The organism is Priestia endophytica, assembly GCF_026790145.1.
Taxonomy (GTDB): Bacteria; Bacillota; Bacilli; order Bacillales; family Bacillaceae_H; genus Bacillus_I; species Bacillus_I endophytica_A.
Window position 1 is genome coordinate 31,552 of record NZ_JALAMS010000035.1, and the last position, 19,225, is coordinate 50,776.

The window sequence follows — 19,225 nt, forward strand, 5'->3', positions numbered from 1 at the left end:
ATTGATAATCATTCTTCAAACTATCTTCACCCATACTTATTCTATACGTTACAGCTTTAAAATGTGCGTTGTTTTTAGAATAATAGAAATTAATTTTACAAAGGAGGTTTATTTTTTTGTACATTTATTAATTTAGGGGAGTGTACTATGAAAAACAGTTATATGAATGCAGCTTTTGGAATGTATGTGAACTACTTTTTACTTGGAATGGTTAACATTATGTTAGCTTCCAATATGACTTTTCTAACGCGTCAGCTTAATACAGATGGCGCAGGAATTAGTTATATTATCTCAGCTATTGGAATAGGAAAGCTTTTATCTTACTGGATATCAGGCGTTTTATCTGATAAATTTGGAAGAAAACCGCTTATTATTACATCAAGCTTATTAATGGCTGTCTTTTTAGTTGCGATTCCACTTTCGCCTACATATCAAATAGCTTTTATATTTGCTATTTTAGCAGGGATCGCAAATTCTGCTATGGATGCAGGGACGTATCCGGCTCTTATTGAAGTGTTTCCAAAATCTCCTGGTTCAGCAAGCGTTCTTGTAAAAGCCTTTATTTCAATTGGAGCAGCTCTGCTTCCATATATGATTGCTTTTTTTGCTAATCGAGATCTTTTTTATGGATACGCATTTTTCATTCCAGCTCTCATTTATTTCGTTAATATGCTCTTTTTATTTTTTGTTCCGTTTCCAAATCATCATAAAATGGTTGTGGAAGGGAAGAGGGGTTCTAACGAAGAGGAAGTGTTTAAAGAAGAACCGAATATGTGGAAAGAGGGAGCAGCTCTTGTTGTGATTGGGTTTACATCAACCGCTCTTTTCACAGTTGCTCAAATTTGGTTGCCAACTTTTGGACAAGATGTACTTGGAATGCAAGATACAGCTTCTGTTAAACTTCTAAGTTACTATAGCATCGGAGCTCTCATTTCAGTCCTTATTCTTGCTTTTCTTTTAAAAAATATAGTAAAACCTGTTCGTGTTTTACTAGTTTATCCACTTATTACGCTAGCAGCGGTTGTCACTCTTTTAACTGTGCATATTATTCCTGTTGTTATCGTAGCTTCTTTCTTTTTAGGTTTCTCAACTGCTGGTGTTTTTCAGCTCACAATTACAGTAATGACGCAGTTTTTCTATAAGAACAAAGGAACTGTTACAGGTATTGTCGCAACAGCTGCAGGCTTAGCATCTATTCTTTTACCTCTTGCAACAGGCAAAATGTCGCAGACTGGTCATATCTCCATTATCTTTATATTTGATGCTTGCCTTTCTGTTGTAGGTATTTGTGCTGCCGCTCTTGTAAACTATCGCTATAATAAAGTTATGCCTAGCTTACCAGCTAAAAAAGAAAAGACTCCTGCATAAACCTGCTTTATGCAGGTTTTTTGTGTTGTTTTCTGTGATAAGATAGAAAAAAAGAGAAGAGAGGGATATGATGGGAAAAGGATTAGAAGGGAAAAAAATTGTAATCGCAGGATCTAGAAAAACAGAAGAAATGAGCACTATTATTGAAAAACAAGGAGGGATTCCTCTTGTTCGATCTCTTCAAGGTACCGTTTTTTTAGCAGAAGAAAGTATAGAAAAGCCACTGCGTACCGTTATAGAAGAAGGAGCAGATTGGTTTCTTTTCACAACGGGTATGGGAACGGAAACGCTTGTTGGAATGGCGGAGAAATTAGGAATGAAAGAAGAGTTTTTAAATAGAGTAAAAGAAGCAAAGATTGGAACAAGAGGGTATAAAACATTTTCAGCGTTAAAAAAATTACATATTAAAGTAAATGCTGTTGATGAAGATGGCACAACTGCAGGGCTTATTCGTGCTCTAGAAGGATATAGCTTTAAGGGGGAAAAAGTAGTTGTACAGCTTCACGGCGAAAAAGCGCCTCGCCTTATCCAGTCACTAGAATCACAAGGAGCTACTGTCCTTGAACTTCTTCCATATGAACATATAGCACCAGAGAAAAGCGTTGTTGAAATGCTTTGTAGAGAGATTATCGAAGGTAAAATTGATGCAGTATGTTTTACAACAGCAATCCAAGTTCGTGCTCTCTTTGATGTTGCAAAAGAAATAGGAATGAATGATAGGTTACGAGCGTGTTTTGGCCAAGAGATAGTTGCTGGGGCAGTTGGGAAAATTACCGCTGAAGCCTGTCGAGAAGAGGGAATTCGGAATATTGTTGTACCTGAAAAAGAAAGAATGGGTGCTCTCATTATCGAACTTGGCGAACACTACAAAAAATAAAAAAAGGTGGCATCTTAGGATGTCACCTTTTTAGCTTTGATTAGCATCTGCTGTTGCAGAATTCCCAATCCATTCTTTTACTGTTAATGTTCGTTCATTTACTTTTTCAGAATATGTGTAGTCTCCATAGCAGTAAGGATAGCGAAAGTTGTTTTTATCGCCTCCGCATTTATACACGTCAGGATTTTTTTCTACTTGAATTTTAGAGAACTCTTTAGCAAGCTCTTCTGTATGTTTTTGCCCGTTTGATGCTACATAGTCAATATATCCTGGTCCCATATTGTAGCTTTGAATAACTGTGTCCAAATCAACGCCTTTTTTCTGTGCATAGCTGTACATGTCATAAAAATGGGCAACCCCTTGTTCAATGCTTTGTTCGGGTTCTTCAATTTCGTTGCGAGAAAGACCGTTTGACTCTGAAGACTGCATTGGGTCATTCCCACGCCCATTCGACTCCTGATACATAATTCCGAGTAGAAGTGGTGTGTAGTCTTTTAAACCGTACTTTTCTAGTTCACTTTCAACAAGAGGCTGATATTCCGTTAGTCGCTTTTCAACAAGTTTTGACATTAATTTATCTGTACCGCCATCGCGCGTTACTAGAAAAACAAGCGCAATTAAAAAAATAATGCCGAAGCTTAAGAGAAACCCTAAGCAACCTAAACAGCCTTTTTTCTTCATTCCCTTTTCCACCTTTAAACTTTTCTCTCTCTATTTCTATTATAAAGAGTTTCAAAGATTTTAAAAACAAAAACATCCAAAAATAGATTACAATTTTATTACTTTAGCGAAGAAATGATGAAAAATTTGTCATATTCTCTTTCTTTGCAAGAAATAGTATAGTTCTTTTTCATTTCTTCTTTTGTTATAGTAGAGAAAGAATGTTATCTAAAGGAGAATACATGAAATGGCAAAGAAAAAATATTACGTTGTTTGGGCGGGAAGAAAGACAGGCATTTATACAACGTGGGACGAATGTAAAGCACAAGTTCATGGCTTTCAAGGAGCAAGATATAAATCATTTCCAACGCTAGAGGAAGCCGAATCTGCGTTTAAAGCTGGAGGAGGATCACCTGCAAAAAATGCACCTAAACGTGCGCTTAAATCTACATCCTCTTCTTATATAGAAGAAAGCATATGTGTTGATGCTGCTTGCAGCGGAAACCCTGGGATTATGGAGTATCAAGGAGTGGATACAAAAACGGAGGAGAGAATCTTCCATTATGGGCCTGTTAAAAATGGAACAAACAATATTGGAGAGTTTTTAGCTATTGTTCATGCGCTCTCTCTTTTTCAAAAGGAAGGAAAAAGTACGCCAATTTATACAGACTCTATTACAGCTCTTGCTTGGGTTAGAAATAAGAAAGTGAATACGAACTTGCCGCGCAGTGAAGAAACACAGCATATATGGGAGCGTATTGATAAGAGCATTGAATGGTTGAATCACCACTCCTATGAAAATCCAATCATGAAATGGGAAACTAAAAAGTGGGGCGAAATTAAAGCAGATTTTGGTCGGAAATAAAGGAGTCTATGGAATTTCCCATAGGCTTTTTAGCATAACAAGAATGCATGGAACTTAGGAACTAAAAGATGCGAAAGCTTAATTTGGGCTTATTTTGAATTTTTATGATACAATTACTCGTTGTATGGCAAAAAATTAGTAGCAGGTATTAATATTTAGTTATATAATAAAGTTACATTAAATGAAAATGAGAACTGAATCCAAGAGAACGTGGATGAAGGAGGAAGAGAAATGTTGAAATTAGAAGAACTTATTCCAGCAGAACAGTATAACTTAACAGAAGAAATGGAAAAGTATGCTTCAGAAAGAACAGCATTAAAATGGAGAGACGATGAAGGTCATCGTGAAGAAGTATCATATAATGAACTTATTGAGCGAGGAAACAAGCTAGCAAACTCGCTTAAAAAACTGGGTTTACAAAAAGGAGATCGTGTATTAGTGATGGTGCCACGTCTTGTGGAAGCATATGTCACATATTTTGCTTGTTTAAAATCAGGTCTTGTTATTATCCCGTCGTCTGAAATGCTTCGTTCTAAAGATTTACAGTACCGAATAAAACACGCAGAAGCAAAAGCCATTATTGCATATAAGCCATATTGTAAAGAAATTGATATGGTAGAAGATGTGGAAACGTTAGAACATAAGCTTGTAATTGGTGGAGAATATGGCGAGTGGACAGATATGGTAGCGCTTACAAAGAGAATGTCAAGCTCATTTGATGCTGTGCAAACCTCAAAAAATGACATTGCTTTTCTTTCATACACATCTGGCACAACTGGACAGCCAAAAGGTGTTGTTCACAGTCACGGCTGGGCATATGCACATTTACGCATTGCAGGCGGTGAGTGGCTAGATATTAGTGAAAAAGATATTGTATGGGCAACTGCAGGTCCTGGATGGCAAAAATGGGTATGGAGCCCGTTTTTATCTGTACTTGGAAGAGGTGCAACAGGATTTGTTTATCATGGACGATTTGAGCCAAAGCAATATTTACAGCTTTTACAAGATGAGAAAATCAATGTGCTTTGTTGTACACCAACTGAGTATCGTCTGATGGCTAAAATTGATGAATTAGAATCCTATAATTTATCTTCTTTACATAGCGCTGTTTCAGCAGGAGAAGCGTTAAATGAAGAAGTTATTAATACATTTAAAAAGTATTTTAATCTTCAAGTTCGTGATGGATATGGTCAAACGGAAAGTACACTTTTGATTGGTACATTAAAAGGAGTTCCACATAAAGCAGGGTCAATGGGAAAACCAATGATTCCTCAGTTTATTGAGATTGTAGATGATAACGGTGAGGCGTGCAAACCAGGAGAAGTCGGCAATATTGCGGTTCACAAAGATCTTCCATCACTTTTTAAAACATACTACAAAGATCCTGAAAGAACGGCATCTGCCTATAAAGGAGACTATTTCTTAACAGGAGATCGTGCATCAAAAGATGAAGAAAACTATTATTGGTTTGAAGGAAGAAGCGATGATATTATCATTAGCTCAGGTTATACAATAGGACCGTTTGAAGTAGAAGATGCACTTATGAAACATCCCGCTGTAAAAGAATGTGCAGTTGTAGCAAGCCCTGATGAAATTCGAGGAAATGTTGTAAAAGCGTTTATTGTGCCAAGAACAAGCGTAGACAATGAAGAGGAGCTCACAAAAGAGCTTCAGAACCATGTTAAAAGTCTAACAGCACCATACAAATACCCACGTCGTATTCAATTTGTAGACGATTTGCCAAAAACGAATTCAGGTAAAATTCGTCGCGTAGAGTTACGTCAACAAGAAGTAGGAAAGTAAGAAAAAGCATCCAGCTGGATGCTTTTTTTATGCTAACTCATCTTCTCCCTTTCTAATGAAAAACGGGCACACCTTCTTTTCTTCCGCATATTATAAATGGGGAGCTTTTTTATCAATTGAGCGAGGTGAACCTCATGAAAAAGATTGTTTTAAATGTAAGTGAGAAATGGGTTAGCATGTTAAAAGAACAAAAAGAGAAAAACTATATGTCAAAAACAAAAGAATACTTAAAAAAGAGTGGGGTGTGGGTTCCGATCACTCCTGAAGTCCTTCTATGGTGCTTGGAGAAAAAAGGAAATCTCCCCATTATTGAACCCCACTTATCGTTTTTGGAAGAAGGAATTGCTTTTAGTGGTAAAGTCAAAAAACTCGGCATCTCCATTCCTTTTGAAATAAGACTTTCCCCTTTCACAGCCAGCAACCGTTCGCTTACGTTTCAAGTTCTTTATGTAAAGCCGTTAAACAGCAGCTGGTTCAAGAGAAAAATATTTCATAATGAACCTCTATCTCACTATAGTCAAAATTTATTAACGATCAATCTTAACGAAATAAGCAAGATTCGCTATGTGCCAGTCGGAAATATAAAAGACTTTGAAATTAAGGATGGAAAAGTATTTGTAAAATTAGGTGTTTAAAAGAAAAAGCTATCTTTGTTTCAAAGATAGCTTTTTCTTTTGTTTTATAAAACTATGTTCTAAAAGAATGGGTTAACATTATTTTAATAATTGTAAAGTTTTTGAATAAAAAAGCACTGAACCTTGTTATCAAGGGGATAAAAAGTAATTATAATTAAAAAAACGAATGAATTATAAAATTAATTAGAATTTTTTTGTTTGTGTTTCTATTTATCGGGTACAGCTCCTATGTATTACCAAAAATAAGGAGGAGAACACATGAAGAAAGCAAAAAGAGTTTTAGCAGGATCTGCCCTAAGCGTCACTCTATTAGCCGCGCCATTAGCTCTACCTTTTGGAGGTAACACAGCGTCTGCTGCGACGCCTGAAGTAGGAGGAAGTGTGACAATCGATCCTGTTGCAATTGGACAAGCTATTGAAGATGCAAAAGTTTCGGCTGATAACAGAAGTGGATTTGTAAAAGGAGCAATGGAGAAAGCATTCTTTGAATCAGGACAGCAATATAACGTTGTTGTGATGAATCTAAGTCAAGGATATAACTCAGATGGACTTCAAGGTGTACAATATTTTGATACAACAGACTATGATGGAGTAACATATGGAATTTGGGTATTTGAACAAGGAACCTTCATTAATGAAGGTGATGGAGGTTATATTAACTGGGCAATGAGAGGTTGGTTTGAACGAACAGGAGATGATGGGAAAACGGTCAACTTTCATCGTCCATAATAAAAAAAAGCTTGAAGTGCAGCCACACTTCAAGCTTTTTTATATGAGTAAACAGGATTTACCTTGAAGAAGACGAATAAAAGGGATAAATAATGCTTTAGGGGGAATAAAGCAATGAAAACGCGTGTAACAGAGTTATTAAATATTCAATATCCAATCGTTCAAGGAGGGCTTGCTCATTTAGCGTATGCAGAGCTTGCTTCCGCTGTTTCTAATGCAGGCGGACTTGGACAAATTACAGCAATGACGCTAGGAGAAAATGAAAAACTTAGGAAAGAAATTCGAAAAACAAAAGAGTTAACCCAAAATCCGTTTGGTGTAAATTTTGCAATTGGTCAGCATGCCACTTCTTATGAAGAATTATTAGAGGTTGTTATAGAAGAGGAAGTTCCTGTTATCTCTGTTACAGGAGCAAATCCTAAGCCGATTTTTGAGCGCTTACAAGGAGAAAAAGTGAAAAAGCTTGTGCTTGTTGCAAACGTAAGACAAGCACAAAAAGCAGAGAGTCTTGGAGCAGATGCTGTGATGGCCGTTGGAAACGAAGGTGGAGGTCATTTGGGAAGAGATGAAGTAGGTACGGTGGTTCTTATTCCGCGTGTTGTTCAGTCTGTATCCATCCCAGTTTTAGCGAGTGGAGGAATTGGCACAGGCAGAGGTTTGCTTGCTGCATTAGCCCTAGGCGCTGACGGAATTGAGATGGGCACGCGCTTTATCGCAACAAAAGAGTGTGTACATGCGCATCAAGCGTATAAACAAGCGCTTCTTGCTAGTAGCGAGCAAGATACAGTTATCATTAAAAAAACGTGGGGAGCTCCTGGGCGTGTTTTAAAATCCGTATATACAAATCATATTATTCAGTGTGAAAGAGAAGGAGCAACATATGAAGATTTAAAAGAATCAGTAAGTGGAGAGGCGAATAAAAAATATATTTATGAAGGAGAAGATGATAAAGGATTTGGCTGGGCAGGACAAGTAGTCGGGCTCATTGATTCAGTCCCATCTGTTCAAGAACTTATCAGAAATATGGTAGAAGAGGCACGTTACGGAGCAGGGGATGTTTATAAAATGTTTGAAAATTGAGTGTCTTCTTCATAAAAAGCTTGTTTTCTTGCATAAGGTAGAAAAAAGCCTTTGAAAGGAGAGGATGCGTTTGAAAGGAGAAGGAACAATTGACCTTCATACAACACGAGAACGTGCTTTTAAGATGCTTTTGGATCCAAACGTATTGAAAGAATGTATGGTTGGATGTAAACGCTTTGAAAAGGTGGAAGAGGGAATATATAAAGCGAACATTTCGCTTGGTTTTCTGCCTGTAAAAGGGGATTACGACATAACCATTAAGCTAACGGATTTAAAGGAGCCAGAGCAATATAACATGAAGATGAGTGGAAAAGGGGGATCAGGAGAAATTAAGATGCTGAATCATATTCATCTCGATGAAAAAGGTCATACAACAGTGCTTTCCTATACATATGAAGCAGAAATTCATGGGAAAGTAACAAAAGCGGGAAAGCCTGTGCTAAAGAAAGTAGCAGGATTCATTGTGAAAGATTTTTTCAAACGATTTGAAAAAGAGATCAAGCGTAGCAAAGTATGAATAGAAAGAAGTCAGTAGATCTCTACTGGCTTTTTTCTATTGAAAACAGTGTTGAAAAGTCAGAAAGTCGGGTATGCAATAGATATAAGACAACACAAAAAAAGATAGAAAGGAGAAAGTGTATGTCTTCGGCAAAAGGATTTTTGAAAAATTTGGGAGAAGAGATGCAAAAAGATCGAGCAACAGGATTAGCAGCAGAGCAAGCTTACTACTATATGCTATCCATTTTTCCTGTTCTCATCCTTTTGCTATCTATCATTCCATATCTATCAATTGAGCCTCAAACAGCAGTTTCATTTATTAAAAGTATTCTTCCATCAGAAACAGCTAATTTACTAGAAGAAAATGTGATTGATCTTGTAACAACGCCAAATGGGGGATTGTTAACAGTCGGGATTCTTGGGACGCTTTGGTCTGCATCAAATGGGATTCAGGCGTTTATTCACGCTATGAATATTGCATACGATGTGGAAGATAATCGTTCATTTATAAAAGTACGCTTGCTTGCTATTGTGTTAACAATTGGCCTTCTCGTAGCTTTTATTATCTCGTTAGCCCTCCCTATATTTGGAAACGCGCTTATTGATTGGATCAAAAGCTTTGTTCCTATATCCTCTCAGTTTGAAATTTTATTTACTGTTTTAAGATGGGTTGTAGCAGTTGTTGTCATTTCCATCGTCCTTTCAGGTCTTTATCGTTTTGCACCGAATAAAAGTTTTGCTTTTAAACACGTTATTCCAGGAGCTGCTATTGCAACAGTGCTTTGGCAAGTAATCTCATTTGGGTTTTCTTTTTACGTTAGTAACTTTGGCAATTACTCAGCTACTTATGGAAGCTTAGGAGGCGTAATTGTCCTTATGATTTGGCTCTACTTAACAGGACTCATTCTTGTTATTGGAGGAGAGATTAACGCTCTTTTTCATAAACGTAATATTCAAACAGAAGCAATTGTAAAACATCCCAAAAGAGTTGTTAAACAATAAAAAAGCGAGGGATTCCTCGCTTTTTTATTATACTTTTCCGTTTTCCCATACTCTCTTTAATAAAGTTGGGGGTTCTTTTACACCACCTACTACTTTGTTAACAGATTCTTTTTTATACTGAATGTCCTCTGAAATCTTATCTTTCGTGTCATTCAATACAGCGGTTTCTGTTTTTACGCCATTCATACGTTCATTTACCCGCTCTGCTGTAGCATTTAATTCATTTACTTTTGGCTTAATGTTTTTCATTGCTTTTATAGCTGTATAGCCAAGATAAATAATGGATACAACGAGTAAAGCAATGCTTGCATATAAAATAATAATCACCGTTATCAACCTCCTTATGTGATACATACCCAATTTAAGCTGTTTATAATCGATGCAAAAGGAAAAACAGTATGGTACGATAAGGAAAATTAGAGGGGAAGGAAGAAATATATGAACTTAGAAAAACTACAGAAAAAGTTAGAGCATCGCCGTCCTTCTATTTTGGGAAGTGAACATTTTTTAAAATACGCTATTTTAATTCCTGTAGTTCAAAAACAAGATGACCTTTATCTTCTCTTTGAAGTGCGAGCTTCAACAATGCGAAGACAGCCTGGAGAAGTTTGTTTTCCAGGAGGGAGAATTGAAGAAGGAGATAAAAATGAGCAAGAGGCAGCTATAAGGGAAACAGCAGAGGAACTTGGCATTTCCCCTCATAAAATTACAAACGTACAGCCCCTCGATTATTTTGTATCTCCTTTTGGGATGATTATTTATCCGTATGTAGGCTTTATTGAAGAAGCTGAGATTTTTCCAAATCAAGAAGAAGTAGAGCGCGTATTCTCGGTGCCTCTTTCTTATCTCCTACATAATCCTCCGAAGAAATTTGAGATGAATTATGAAGTAAAACCTGCTGAGGATTTTCCATATCATTTAATTCCAGGAGGAGAGAACTATAATTTTCGTCAGCGTCCACTTTCTGAATATTTTTATGAATATAATAGCGATGTGATATGGGGATTAACAGGACGAGTGTTAAAACATTTTATAGACGTCATTCAAAAAGATTAGTTTCCACCGCCATCACTAGAGGAAGTATTTGCTGCAGCGCTTGCCATCACAGCTACCATTGCTGCCTGCTGAGCTTGGATAACCATATCTAACGTCGTATAGAGACTTGTTTTTAAAATGTCTTCATGTTCCATACTATAGTTCATCACAATGTTAACAGCTGTTGTAAAATTTGTTTGCTGTTTCCATTTGAAAGCTTTATGTTTATTGAAATAAGCAGCAATATCATGAATTTGAGTAAGCTTTCTTTCGTCAGCTTCTAATAAAGAAAGGATTGCAAATTGTGTATAGTAAGCAGGTTTTATTTTCATGCCATTTTTAGAAAAGTAGTTTTCGATTCTAGCATATGTTTCATAAAGGTCTTCAAGCGGTTGAGTATCTTGAAGCGAGAGAATATGGCTTAAAAACTGCAAATCGTTTCCTTTTCGGCATCCTTTACTTGCCCACATGTTATACACGTTTTCAACACGGTCGATAATTTGAATAGGAGAGCCATTTTCTCTTGAAAGCAGCATTGCAAGAGGATAGTCACTTTTAGACGTTATAAACGGATGAACTTCTTTCATTAAGGTATAAAGAGAAAGGGCTCGGTCAGCATAGTCTTCAACCGAGAACGTTGGCGTTTCTTCATTAAGAACAATGAGAGCGCATAGGTATGTGAATACATCTTTTTTAAAGCCTGCATCTACTAGTTTGTTATAAATTGTATCAAGCTCCTGAAATTTAGCTTCTGGGTCGTTATATTGCGCATCAAGAATTGCAGCGATCATAAAAGAGTAGCTAGAGTTAAGGGGTGAAAAAAATCCAACTTGCTTTTTTAATGTTTTTCCAAGCGAAAGAAGCGAAACTTGCGCTTCTTTTTTATTGCTTTCTCCATATATAGAAGAGAGAATCATTAAATAGTTTTTATCAACAGCTTGCCATTTTAATGCGTTCTTTAAGTGAAAATACATTTTTTCAAAACGTTCCACTTTTTCTTGCAGTGTTGTCATCTATATCACTTCCTTTTTTCTTTCTTCTTTTTTATACGAAGAAAGAAACGAAAAGTTTCAAGATTGCCCATCTTGAAACTCTTCAAACGCCTGTATAAATTCCTGTGCAGCTTTTGATACATATCCTTTTCGGTAAATAAGTGATGTTTTAAGAATAAAAGGATTGCTTTCAATTGAGAGCGTTTTTAAGTCGTTTAAGCCGTGTAAGGAAAGCATTGAGCAAGGAAGTATCGTTGCCCCAAATCCTGCTGAAACGAGATTTAAGAGGGTGGCAGAGTCGTGACATTCACAAAAAAGCGTTGGATGTAAATTCAATCGTTCAAACTCTACTAAAATACTGTCATAAATTCCTTTTCCATAGTTGGTTCGTAGCAAAACAAGCGGAAGGGAAGCAAGAGTTTCCATACTTACTGGCTCTGTGCTTGGATGATTTTTTGGTACAACAACAACGCAAGGATCTTCAGAAAGCTGTTTTGTAATGACGTTTTCATTTGAGAAGAGGGTTGTGGTTAGTACTACATCAATTTTCCTGCTTTCTAAAAGTTCTTCTAACCGTGTTGGTTCATCTTCCCAAACTTGAAATGTAAAATTAGGATGTTTTTCTTTATAAGACACAATACTTTTTACGAGCAGGGCAGCCGAATAAATGGTTGCTCCAACAGATAATTTACCTTCCTCGCTGTTTTGTAATTCTTTTACTTCTTTAACTGTATCTTCCATCTTATTCACGACTTCGCGCGCTCGGTTGAGGAACAGCTCTCCCTCTGGCGTGAGCGTCATTCGCTTCTTTTTATTACGCTCAAACAGCATAACACCAAGCTCTTCTTCCATCCCTTGAACTTGTCGACTTAAAGGTGGCTGTGCCATATGTAGTCGTTCGGCAGCTTTTGTAATTGTTCCTTCTTCAGCAATAGCAATAAAATACGTCATTTGACGAATATCCATAAGTCTTTCTCCTTCCTTTATACCTTAAGAGTATTTTATAAATATTTAATACATATTTCAAATATGTAAAAAGTTCATGTACCATAAACATGTAGAAAAAATGATCTGAGTTGTAAGGCAAGAAGAGAAACAAGGAGGAAAAAAGATGGCTTATAAAGATTTTCGAGATTTTCTAAACACTTTACAAAAAGAAAATCAACTTTTGACAATTGATGAAGAAGTGAAACCAGAACCTGATTTAGGGGCGGCTGCTCGAGCTATTAGTAACTTAGGAGATAACACACCAGGCCTTCTTTTTAACAATATTTATGGGTATAACAATGCTCAAATTGCCCTAAATGTAATTGGCTCATGGTCCAACCATGCACTTATGCTAGGAATGCCTAAAAACACGCCTGTTAAAGAGCAGTTTTTTGAATTTGCTAAACGATATAGTGAGGCTCCTGTTCCTGTACAACGTGAAGAAAGTGCGCCATTTCATGAATGTGAGATAACAGAGGATATTAATCTTTTTGATATTTTACCACTTTTCAGAATCAACCAAGGAGACGGAGGGTTTTATCTTGATAAAGCATGCGTTATTTCAAGAGATGTAACAGATCCTGAACATTTTGGAAAACAAAATGTTGGAATTTACCGCATGCAAGTAAAAGGAAAAGATCGCTTAGGAATTCAGCCTGTGCCACAGCATGATATTGCTATTCATTTAAAACAGGCGGAAGAGCGCGGTGAAAATTTAAAAGTAGCCATTGCATTAGGATGTGAGCCTGTTATTACAACAGCAGCTTCAACACCGCTTTTATATGATCAATCAGAATATGAGATGGCAGGAGCGCTTCAGCAAGAGCCGTATAAAGTTGTAAAAGCAAAACTTTCTAATCTTGATATCCCATGGGGAGCAGAAGTTGTCCTTGAAGGTGAGATTTTAGCAGGAGAACGTGAATACGAAGGTCCTTTTGGAGAATTTACAGGTCACTATTCAGGTGGGCGCAGCATGCCAATTATTCAAATTAAACGTGTTTATCATCGTAAAAATCCAATTTTTGAACACCTTTATCTAGGAATGCCGTGGACAGAATGCGATTATATGATCGGGATTAACACGTGTGTACCGCTTTATCAGCAGTTAAAAGAAGCATTCCCAGAAGAAATTGTAGCTGTAAATGCTATGTATACTCACGGACTTATTGCCATTATTTCTACGAAAAGCCGCTATGGAGGATTTGCGAAAGCTGTGGGCATGAAGGCTTTAACAACACCACATGGACTTGGCTATTGTAAAATGGTCATCGTTGTTGATGAAGATGTGGATCCTTTCAATTTGCCCCAAGTGATGTGGGCGCTATCTACGAAAATGCATCCAAAGCATGATGCTATTCAAATACCTAATTTATCTGTTCTACCGCTTGATCCTGGTTCAGACCCAGCAGGCATTACCCACAAAATGATTTTAGATGCTACAACACCAACAGCACCTGAAACAAGAGGGCACTACTCGCAGCCGCTTGACGAACCACTTACAACAAAAGAGTGGGAGAAAAAACTTCAGGATATGCTGTCAAAATAAAAGGAGTGATAAAAATGAAATGTCCACGCTGTGATCAACATAAAGCCGAAACTGTAGCAAAATCTCCTGTTGAAGGAGCTTGGGAAGTGTATCAGTGTAATCTTTGTTTTTTTACATGGAGATCTTGTGAACCTGAAAGCATTGTAAACGGTGAAAAATATAAAAAATCGTTTAAAGTGAACCCAGCAGATGTTCCTTTAGCGACAAAAGTACCTGAGGTTCCACCTCGTTTGGAAGAATAGTTGTAAAAACAGGACGGCTTATGAAGCCGTCTTGTTTTGTTTTCCTTTCTTTTGAATAAAAAAAGCAACAATCGCAATAACGACGACAAAAAGTAAGCTTACATAGAGACCAGGTCGTACTGTTTTTTCAAAAAGGGTACCAACAACTGCTGCTAAAATGAGAAGAAGTCCTAACCAAGATAGTATCTTCTGAAAAAGCGAAGACGAAATAAGGCGTAAGGAAGAAGTAATAATAAAAAACCAGTTATACAAAATCATAAGCCCAGCAGCAGTTGTAATGTATTCATAAATTCTTCCTGGTACAGCAAAAGAAGCAATAATAGAAGCAATTAACCCAACTGTAGCCAATCCTAGAGATGGAAGAGGAAGATCTTTTAGTTTTTTTATTTTTTTTTCAAAAAAAGCTGGTGCATCTTTGTCTTTAGCGAGCGTCACAAGTAAATTGGTCACCCCAAAAAGAGAGGCTGTCATAGCAGAAAAGCCTGCAATAATAACTGCAGCGTTAAATACGTGAGGAAAAAAGGCCAATCCGTCGTCATTAAGAGCAGTAACAAAGGGACTTTCATCTTCTGTAAAGCGTTGAAGAGACGTCATCATGACCGCTAATCCAATAGACACAGCGTAAATAATAGCAAGCAAAAGAAGCATCATCGTTCCTGCTTTTGGCGCGTCTTCTTTCTTCTTTAATTGCATAGCCATCAGGCCAATAACTTCAATGCCTCCAAAAGCGTAGAATGCATAAATAAGAGAAGCCCAAAATCCCTTAAGTCCAGAAGTGAAAAAAGCATCATGTTCCTGAAAACCACCCGTATGTTTTCCAATCCATCCGAATAGCACAGCAACTGCTAAAATAATAAACATTACAATTGCTGCTACTTTAATAACAGCGAAAAGGTTCTCAAGCTTGTTAAATCCACTTGTGCCTGTTAGGACAACAATAATAGAGAGAACTGCATAAATAGAAGTAAAGACCCAAAGAGGCACATCAGGAAACCAAAATCGTGTAAGAATAGAGAGAGCCGTAAGCTGACTTCCCATAATTAAAATATTAGAACACCAATAGTTCCAGCCACACCCAAATCCAACCCCATGACCGTGTGCTTTTCGCGCATAGTAGCAGAAAGACCCTTCTTGTGGATCTTTAGCTGTCATTTTTGCTAATCGATTATAGACCATATATGTACTAAATGCAGCAATTAAAAACGATAAAATAATAGAGGGACCTGTCAAGCGAATGCCAATACTTGACCCAAGAAAATAGCCCGTTCCAATTGTACAGCCAATTCCCACTAAAGAAAGCTGCCACCATTTCATATTTCCTTCTTTCTCCGCACCCTTGGCACTACAGCTGCTCATTCTGTCCCTCCTCCTCTTAAAATGTATAAGCTTATTTTGAGGCTAGGAGGAGACTTTTATGTATAGAAAGAAGGAGAAGATTAAAAGCTGTAGAGGAAAACCCAGTTTTTATTTTTCCACTTTTATATATTCAAGGGAGTCACAAGTGCTTTACATCGTCCATCGAGCGGTGTAAATCTAACTTTTGCACTTCTACGTTGTTTGGTTTTAGGCTTAAGAACGTTTACTTGTTTGATTTTAATGAGCAGTGGTGAGAAAAGTGATGGTTCTCATCTACAATTAATAGGGCAAAGCGGATGCAAAAAGGAAAGGGAAAAGCTAACCCAATTCTATTCAGCATCGAGTTTTATACATAGCATAGAGAAAGAGAATAAACTGTAAAATAAAAGGGTGTATTTCTGATTAATATTCCTGAATGATTGAAGATGATATTAATATTGTAAAGTGAAATTTAAAAATAAGTTAATTTGATTTAAAAATTAAGAATATTACTAAAATTTATACTATTATAGAAGGGAATTTAAAAAAGGAGTGGTAAAATGAAAAATGCAGTAGGAAAAGCTATGAAAAAAGTTGTTCAGTTTAGCACAGTTATGTTGGCAGCTCTTTTATTTTTCACCTTTGCTCCGTTTCAAAGTCCTTTATCAAATAGTGCAGACCAGCGTGTAGAAGCAGCATCTTATACATCATTTGAAGACGTTGCAAATTATATTGATAGATACGGTGAGCTTCCAGACAATTATATAACAAAAAGTGAAGCATATAATTTAGGATGGGAGCCAAGTGAAGGGAATTTAGCTGAAGTAGCTCCTGGTAAAAGTATTGGTGGAGATATTTTCTCTAACCGTGAAGGATCCCTCCCGGAGAAATCAGGAAGAGTATGGCGTGAAGCAGATATAGATTATGTGTCAGGTTACCGCAATGCAAAGCGTATTGTATACTCAAATGATGGTCTTATTTATAAAACAACCGATCATTACAAAACATTTGAAAGAATGAGATAGAAAGGATATTGATGGATGAAGATAGTAGAAATTCCTGGAGAACGTATCGGAACTGAACAAGAACTTCATGATTTTTTAAAAAGCGAGTTAGATTTCCCAAGCTATTATGGAGGAAACTTAGATGCACTTTGGGACACTTTAATGGCTTATTCTTCAAAGCCTCTTACTGTCTCATGGAGAAATTATCAAGAAAGCGAGAAAGAGTTAGGGAAGAGAGCAGAAAAATTTAAAAAGCTCTTTGAAGATATGGAGAAAGAGCTGAAGGAGTTTTCTTTTATTTTAAATTAAGAAAGAGGGAGGAGCTTAATACTTCTCCCTTTTTCTTAGTTTGAGTTAATAAATAGAAGGAGTGAAAAAGTTAATCATGTTTTATTTTTCAAGTTTCTCTTGTACATGAGGTTTGTCATAGAGTTGGGAGAAAGGTCCTGCTTGTAGTATATAACTTCCGCCATCATGACCAATCAATTCGCGTATGTTTCTAGCTGCGACAGTCAGTTTATCAAGATTGATTCCTGTTTCAACTCCCATTTCAGCTAATCCATGAGCAAGATCTTCTGTTGCGATGTTTCCGCTTGCTCCAGGAGCATATGGACATCCCCCTAAACCAATAATCGAGCTATCAAAGTGAATAATACCTTGCTGCAAGGCTGCTAAAACATTAGAAAAAGCAAGTCCACGTGTATTGTGTAAATGTATGGAAAATGTCATTTGTGGAAAGCTTTTCTTAAGTACCCCTAGCGTTGTATAGATTTGTTTAGGATTTGCCATGCCTGTTGTATCAGCTAATGAAACTTCGTTAACTCCCATTTCAGTGTAGCGCTCTACGATGGCGGAGATTCTTTCTAAGGGAACTTTTCCTTCGTAAGGGCATCCAAAAGCTACTGAAATAGAACCTCCAATTTTAACGCCGCTTTTAGCTGCTAGTTCAATAATAGGAGCAAAGCCTAGTTGTGCCTCTTCGACAGAGCAGTTCGCATTTGATAGACTGTGAGAGTCTGTTGCAGAAAGCATAAGTTTTAGTTTTGTAATTCCTGCATCAATCGCTCTTTGTGCTCCTTTTACATTCGGTACTAAAGCACGGAATTTAATATCTGTTAAATCTTGAACGCTTTTTACAACTTGTTCGGCATCTTTTAGTTGGGGAATTGCTTTTGGATGTACAAAAGATGTAATTTCTATTGATTGAATTCCTGTCTTCGCTAACTCTCGAACAATGTGGATTTTTCGTTCAGTTGGAATCCACGTCTCTTCAGCTTGAAACCCATCTCGTGGTGCTACTTCACAAATCACAACTTTTTCGGGTAACTTTATTTCTTCAACTCTATTCATTAAATAACTCCTTTCTCTTTTAAAAGAGCTAATTCTTCAGAAGATAGACCAAGTTTTCCGCCTAAAATCTCTTCATTATGCTCACCTAGTTCAGGAGCCCGATGTCTTATAGATCCTGGCGTGTGTGAAAATTTTGGAACAACTCCTGGCACCTTAATTTTTCCTAAGCGGGGATGCTCAACTTCTACGATATTTTCTCTTTCCTTATACTGTGGATCATTAAAGATATCTTCAATACTGTAAATGGGGCTAACAGGTACACCGAATGAGTCTAATTTTGCTTGTAGTTCCTCTTGTGTAAAAAGACGAATCCAACTCGAGACAATTTCCTGAACTTCATGATCATGTTTTAAACGCTCTGAATTTGTGTAGTAATGAGGATGCTCTAACATATCGGTTCTTTCCATAGCTTCTGCTAGACGATTGAATGTTGAGTCTGTACTACATACAAGTACAACAAACTTTCCATCCCTTGTTTCATACGTACCTGCAGGACTCGAATGTCCAGCAAGTCCAGGACTTCTTCCTCTAACTTTTCCATTTTGATCATATTCAGCAATTAAAAACTCCATCATGCGGAAGATAGATTCATATAATCCCATTTCCACAACTTGCCCTTCAGGTTGATTTTGTACGTCTCTATGATAGATAGCGCTTACACAAGCGAACGCTGTATAAATGCCTGTCACATAATCAAGTAAAGAGTAGGAAGGGCTAACTGGCGGTCTGTCTGGATAACCTTGCAAGAAAGTATGTCCACTAAATGCTGTACCAGGAGTGCCAAATCCGGCTTTTTCTCGGTAAGGACCTGTTTGTCCATAACCAGATACACGCATCATAACGAGTTTAGGATTCACTTTTTTCAGTTCCTCATAGCCTAATCCCCATTTCTCCAATGTGCCTGGGCGGAAATTCTCTATCAAAATATCCGACTGACTTATTAATTTTTTAAAAATATCTTTGCCATCATCAGAGCGAATGTCTAAAGTGACCGATTTTTTATTACGAGCAAGTCCTGGCCATCTTAAAGGTTCTGTGCCTTTCCAGGGACCAACTGTTCTTAGTGTATCTCCTTTGTTAGGTAGCTCAATCTTTGTTACTTCCGCCCCTAAGTCCGCTAGCAAAGTAGCGCCAAAGGGAGCGGCAATCATGGTGGAAATATCTAAAATCTTCACTCCTGTTAAGGGTCCATAATTAGTTGTTAGCATAGGAAGCAT

General features: G+C 37.1%; 21 protein-coding genes. 14 read left to right on the forward strand and 7 right to left on the reverse strand.

Annotated elements, in window-relative coordinates; all coding sequences use genetic code 11:
- The first annotated feature begins 147 nt into the window (after window positions 1–147).
- Window positions 148–1,368, forward strand: a complete 1,221-nt coding sequence (locus MOC86_RS21670) for an MFS transporter (RefSeq protein WP_268586061.1) — start codon at window positions 148–150, stop codon at window positions 1,366–1,368.
- 70 nt (window positions 1,369–1,438) lie between these two features.
- A complete protein-coding gene (locus MOC86_RS21675) occupies window positions 1,439–2,245 on the forward strand; it encodes a uroporphyrinogen-III synthase (protein ID WP_268586062.1) in 807 nt (268 codons plus the stop codon).
- A gap of 30 nt (window positions 2,246–2,275) precedes the next feature.
- Here MOC86_RS21675 and MOC86_RS21680 read toward each other — a convergent pair whose 3' ends face one another.
- Window positions 2,276–2,926 (reverse strand): lysozyme family protein, encoded by a 651-nt coding sequence (locus MOC86_RS21680; RefSeq protein WP_061802550.1) that lies wholly within the window; start codon window positions 2,924–2,926, stop codon window positions 2,276–2,278.
- Between the two features lie 226 nt (window positions 2,927–3,152).
- Here MOC86_RS21680 and MOC86_RS21685 point away from each other — a divergent pair, with 226 nt between their 5' ends.
- From MOC86_RS21685 to MOC86_RS21715, 7 genes are all read left to right on the forward strand, one after another.
- Window positions 3,153–3,770 (forward strand): ribonuclease H family protein, encoded by a 618-nt coding sequence (locus tag MOC86_RS21685; protein ID WP_268586064.1) that lies wholly within the window; start codon window positions 3,153–3,155, stop codon window positions 3,768–3,770.
- A gap of 231 nt (window positions 3,771–4,001) precedes the next feature.
- Window positions 4,002–5,573 (forward strand): acyl-CoA synthetase MbcS, encoded by a 1,572-nt coding sequence (gene mbcS, locus MOC86_RS21690; RefSeq protein ID WP_268586065.1) that lies wholly within the window; start codon window positions 4,002–4,004, stop codon window positions 5,571–5,573.
- 134 nt (window positions 5,574–5,707) lie between these two features.
- A complete protein-coding gene (locus MOC86_RS21695) occupies window positions 5,708–6,208 on the forward strand; it encodes a hypothetical protein (protein ID WP_268586066.1) in 501 nt (166 codons plus the stop codon).
- Window positions 6,209–6,466: 258 nt separating this feature from the next.
- Window positions 6,467–6,937, forward strand: coding sequence for a hypothetical protein (locus MOC86_RS21700; RefSeq protein ID WP_019392676.1), 471 nt, complete (start codon window positions 6,467–6,469; stop codon window positions 6,935–6,937).
- 114 nt (window positions 6,938–7,051) lie between these two features.
- On the forward strand, window positions 7,052–8,017 hold the full coding sequence (locus MOC86_RS21705) for an NAD(P)H-dependent flavin oxidoreductase (protein WP_268586068.1): 966 nt from the start codon (window positions 7,052–7,054) through the stop codon (window positions 8,015–8,017).
- A gap of 70 nt (window positions 8,018–8,087) precedes the next feature.
- Window positions 8,088–8,534 carry a CoxG family protein gene (locus MOC86_RS21710; RefSeq protein ID WP_268586070.1) on the forward strand — a complete coding sequence of 149 codons (447 nt, stop codon included), beginning with the start codon at window positions 8,088–8,090 and terminating at the stop codon, window positions 8,532–8,534.
- A gap of 122 nt (window positions 8,535–8,656) precedes the next feature.
- On the forward strand, window positions 8,657–9,517 hold the full coding sequence (locus MOC86_RS21715; protein ID WP_268586071.1) for a YihY/virulence factor BrkB family protein: 861 nt from the start codon (window positions 8,657–8,659) through the stop codon (window positions 9,515–9,517).
- Between the two features lie 27 nt (window positions 9,518–9,544).
- On the opposite strand, the gene MOC86_RS21720 is transcribed toward MOC86_RS21715, so the two are convergent.
- Window positions 9,545–9,844: a DUF948 domain-containing protein gene (locus tag MOC86_RS21720; RefSeq protein ID WP_268586073.1), complete on the reverse strand. Its 300-nt coding sequence runs from the start codon at window positions 9,842–9,844 to the stop codon at window positions 9,545–9,547.
- A gap of 111 nt (window positions 9,845–9,955) precedes the next feature.
- On the opposite strand from MOC86_RS21720, the gene MOC86_RS21725 reads away from it, so the two are divergent.
- Window positions 9,956–10,573, forward strand: a complete 618-nt coding sequence (locus tag MOC86_RS21725; RefSeq protein WP_268586075.1) for an NUDIX hydrolase — start codon at window positions 9,956–9,958, stop codon at window positions 10,571–10,573.
- Here MOC86_RS21725 and MOC86_RS21730 read toward each other — a convergent pair.
- Complete coding sequence (locus tag MOC86_RS21730; protein ID WP_268586077.1) at window positions 10,570–11,565, reverse strand: DUF4003 family protein; 996 nt, start codon at window positions 11,563–11,565, stop codon at window positions 10,570–10,572. The two genes, MOC86_RS21725 and MOC86_RS21730, sit on opposite strands and share 4 nt — an antisense overlap.
- A 57-nt stretch (window positions 11,566–11,622) precedes the next feature.
- Entirely contained in the window at window positions 11,623–12,510 is an 888-nt protein-coding gene (locus MOC86_RS21735) for a LysR family transcriptional regulator (protein ID WP_268586079.1), read from the reverse strand.
- Window positions 12,511–12,655: 145 nt separating this feature from the next.
- Between MOC86_RS21735 and MOC86_RS21740 the strand changes: the two genes are divergently transcribed.
- Complete coding sequence (locus MOC86_RS21740; RefSeq protein ID WP_019392684.1) at window positions 12,656–14,077, forward strand: non-oxidative hydroxyarylic acid decarboxylases subunit C; 1,422 nt, start codon at window positions 12,656–12,658, stop codon at window positions 14,075–14,077.
- Between the two features lie 14 nt (window positions 14,078–14,091).
- Window positions 14,092–14,319, forward strand: a complete 228-nt coding sequence (locus tag MOC86_RS21745; RefSeq protein WP_019392685.1) for a non-oxidative hydroxyarylic acid decarboxylases subunit D — start codon at window positions 14,092–14,094, stop codon at window positions 14,317–14,319.
- 18 nt (window positions 14,320–14,337) lie between these two features.
- Here the strand turns inward: MOC86_RS21745 and MOC86_RS21750 are convergent, their stop codons facing one another.
- Entirely contained in the window at window positions 14,338–15,675 is a 1,338-nt protein-coding gene (locus MOC86_RS21750; RefSeq protein WP_268586080.1) for an amino acid permease, read from the reverse strand.
- Between the two features lie 539 nt (window positions 15,676–16,214).
- Between MOC86_RS21750 and MOC86_RS21755 the strand changes: the two genes are divergently transcribed.
- A complete protein-coding gene (locus MOC86_RS21755) occupies window positions 16,215–16,679 on the forward strand; it encodes a ribonuclease (RefSeq protein ID WP_419146668.1) in 465 nt (154 codons plus the stop codon).
- Between the two features lie 15 nt (window positions 16,680–16,694).
- Complete coding sequence (locus MOC86_RS21760) at window positions 16,695–16,967, forward strand: barstar family protein (RefSeq protein WP_268586081.1); 273 nt, start codon at window positions 16,695–16,697, stop codon at window positions 16,965–16,967.
- Between the two features lie 81 nt (window positions 16,968–17,048).
- Here MOC86_RS21760 and MOC86_RS21765 read toward each other — a convergent pair whose 3' ends face one another.
- Both MOC86_RS21765 and MOC86_RS21770 read right to left on the reverse strand, forming a co-directional pair.
- Window positions 17,049–18,008 carry a hydroxymethylglutaryl-CoA lyase gene (locus MOC86_RS21765; protein ID WP_268586083.1) on the reverse strand — a complete coding sequence of 320 codons (960 nt, stop codon included), beginning with the start codon at window positions 18,006–18,008 and terminating at the stop codon, window positions 17,049–17,051.
- Window positions 18,008–19,216, reverse strand: coding sequence for a CaiB/BaiF CoA transferase family protein (locus MOC86_RS21770; protein WP_268586084.1), 1,209 nt, complete (start codon window positions 19,214–19,216; stop codon window positions 18,008–18,010). Before MOC86_RS21770 ends, MOC86_RS21765 begins: the two co-directional genes overlap by 1 nt.
- Window positions 19,217–19,225: the final 9 nt, after the last annotated feature.

Coding starts and splice junctions, on each gene's coding strand:
- MOC86_RS21725 (WP_268586075.1), top strand. CDS start 9,956: ATGAACTTAGAAAAACTACAGAAAAAGTTAGAGCATCGCCGTCCTTCT.
- MOC86_RS21685 (WP_268586064.1), top strand. CDS start 3,153: ATGGCAAAGAAAAAATATTACGTTGTTTGGGCGGGAAGAAAGACAGGC.
- MOC86_RS21745 (WP_019392685.1), top strand. CDS start 14,092: ATGAAATGTCCACGCTGTGATCAACATAAAGCCGAAACTGTAGCAAAA.
- MOC86_RS21715 (WP_268586071.1), top strand. CDS start 8,657: ATGTCTTCGGCAAAAGGATTTTTGAAAAATTTGGGAGAAGAGATGCAA.
- MOC86_RS21740 (WP_019392684.1), top strand. CDS start 12,656: ATGGCTTATAAAGATTTTCGAGATTTTCTAAACACTTTACAAAAAGAA.
- mbcS (WP_268586065.1), top strand. CDS start 4,002: ATGTTGAAATTAGAAGAACTTATTCCAGCAGAACAGTATAACTTAACA.
- MOC86_RS21705 (WP_268586068.1), top strand. CDS start 7,052: ATGAAAACGCGTGTAACAGAGTTATTAAATATTCAATATCCAATCGTT.
- MOC86_RS21675 (WP_268586062.1), top strand. CDS start 1,439: ATGGGAAAAGGATTAGAAGGGAAAAAAATTGTAATCGCAGGATCTAGA.
- MOC86_RS21760 (WP_268586081.1), top strand. CDS start 16,695: ATGAAGATAGTAGAAATTCCTGGAGAACGTATCGGAACTGAACAAGAA.
- MOC86_RS21680 (WP_061802550.1), bottom strand. CDS start 2,926: ATGAAGAAAAAAGGCTGTTTAGGTTGCTTAGGGTTTCTCTTAAGCTTC.
- MOC86_RS21765 (WP_268586083.1), bottom strand. CDS start 18,008: ATGAATAGAGTTGAAGAAATAAAGTTACCCGAAAAAGTTGTGATTTGT.
- MOC86_RS21700 (WP_019392676.1), top strand. CDS start 6,467: ATGAAGAAAGCAAAAAGAGTTTTAGCAGGATCTGCCCTAAGCGTCACT.
- MOC86_RS21770 (WP_268586084.1), bottom strand. CDS start 19,216: ATGCTAACAACTAATTATGGACCCTTAACAGGAGTGAAGATTTTAGAT.
- MOC86_RS21695 (WP_268586066.1), top strand. CDS start 5,708: ATGAAAAAGATTGTTTTAAATGTAAGTGAGAAATGGGTTAGCATGTTA.
- MOC86_RS21735 (WP_268586079.1), bottom strand. CDS start 12,510: ATGGATATTCGTCAAATGACGTATTTTATTGCTATTGCTGAAGAAGGA.
- MOC86_RS21750 (WP_268586080.1), bottom strand. CDS start 15,675: ATGAGCAGCTGTAGTGCCAAGGGTGCGGAGAAAGAAGGAAATATGAAA.
- MOC86_RS21755 (WP_419146668.1), top strand. CDS start 16,215: ATGAAAAATGCAGTAGGAAAAGCTATGAAAAAAGTTGTTCAGTTTAGC.
- MOC86_RS21670 (WP_268586061.1), top strand. CDS start 148: ATGAAAAACAGTTATATGAATGCAGCTTTTGGAATGTATGTGAACTAC.
- MOC86_RS21730 (WP_268586077.1), bottom strand. CDS start 11,565: ATGACAACACTGCAAGAAAAAGTGGAACGTTTTGAAAAAATGTATTTT.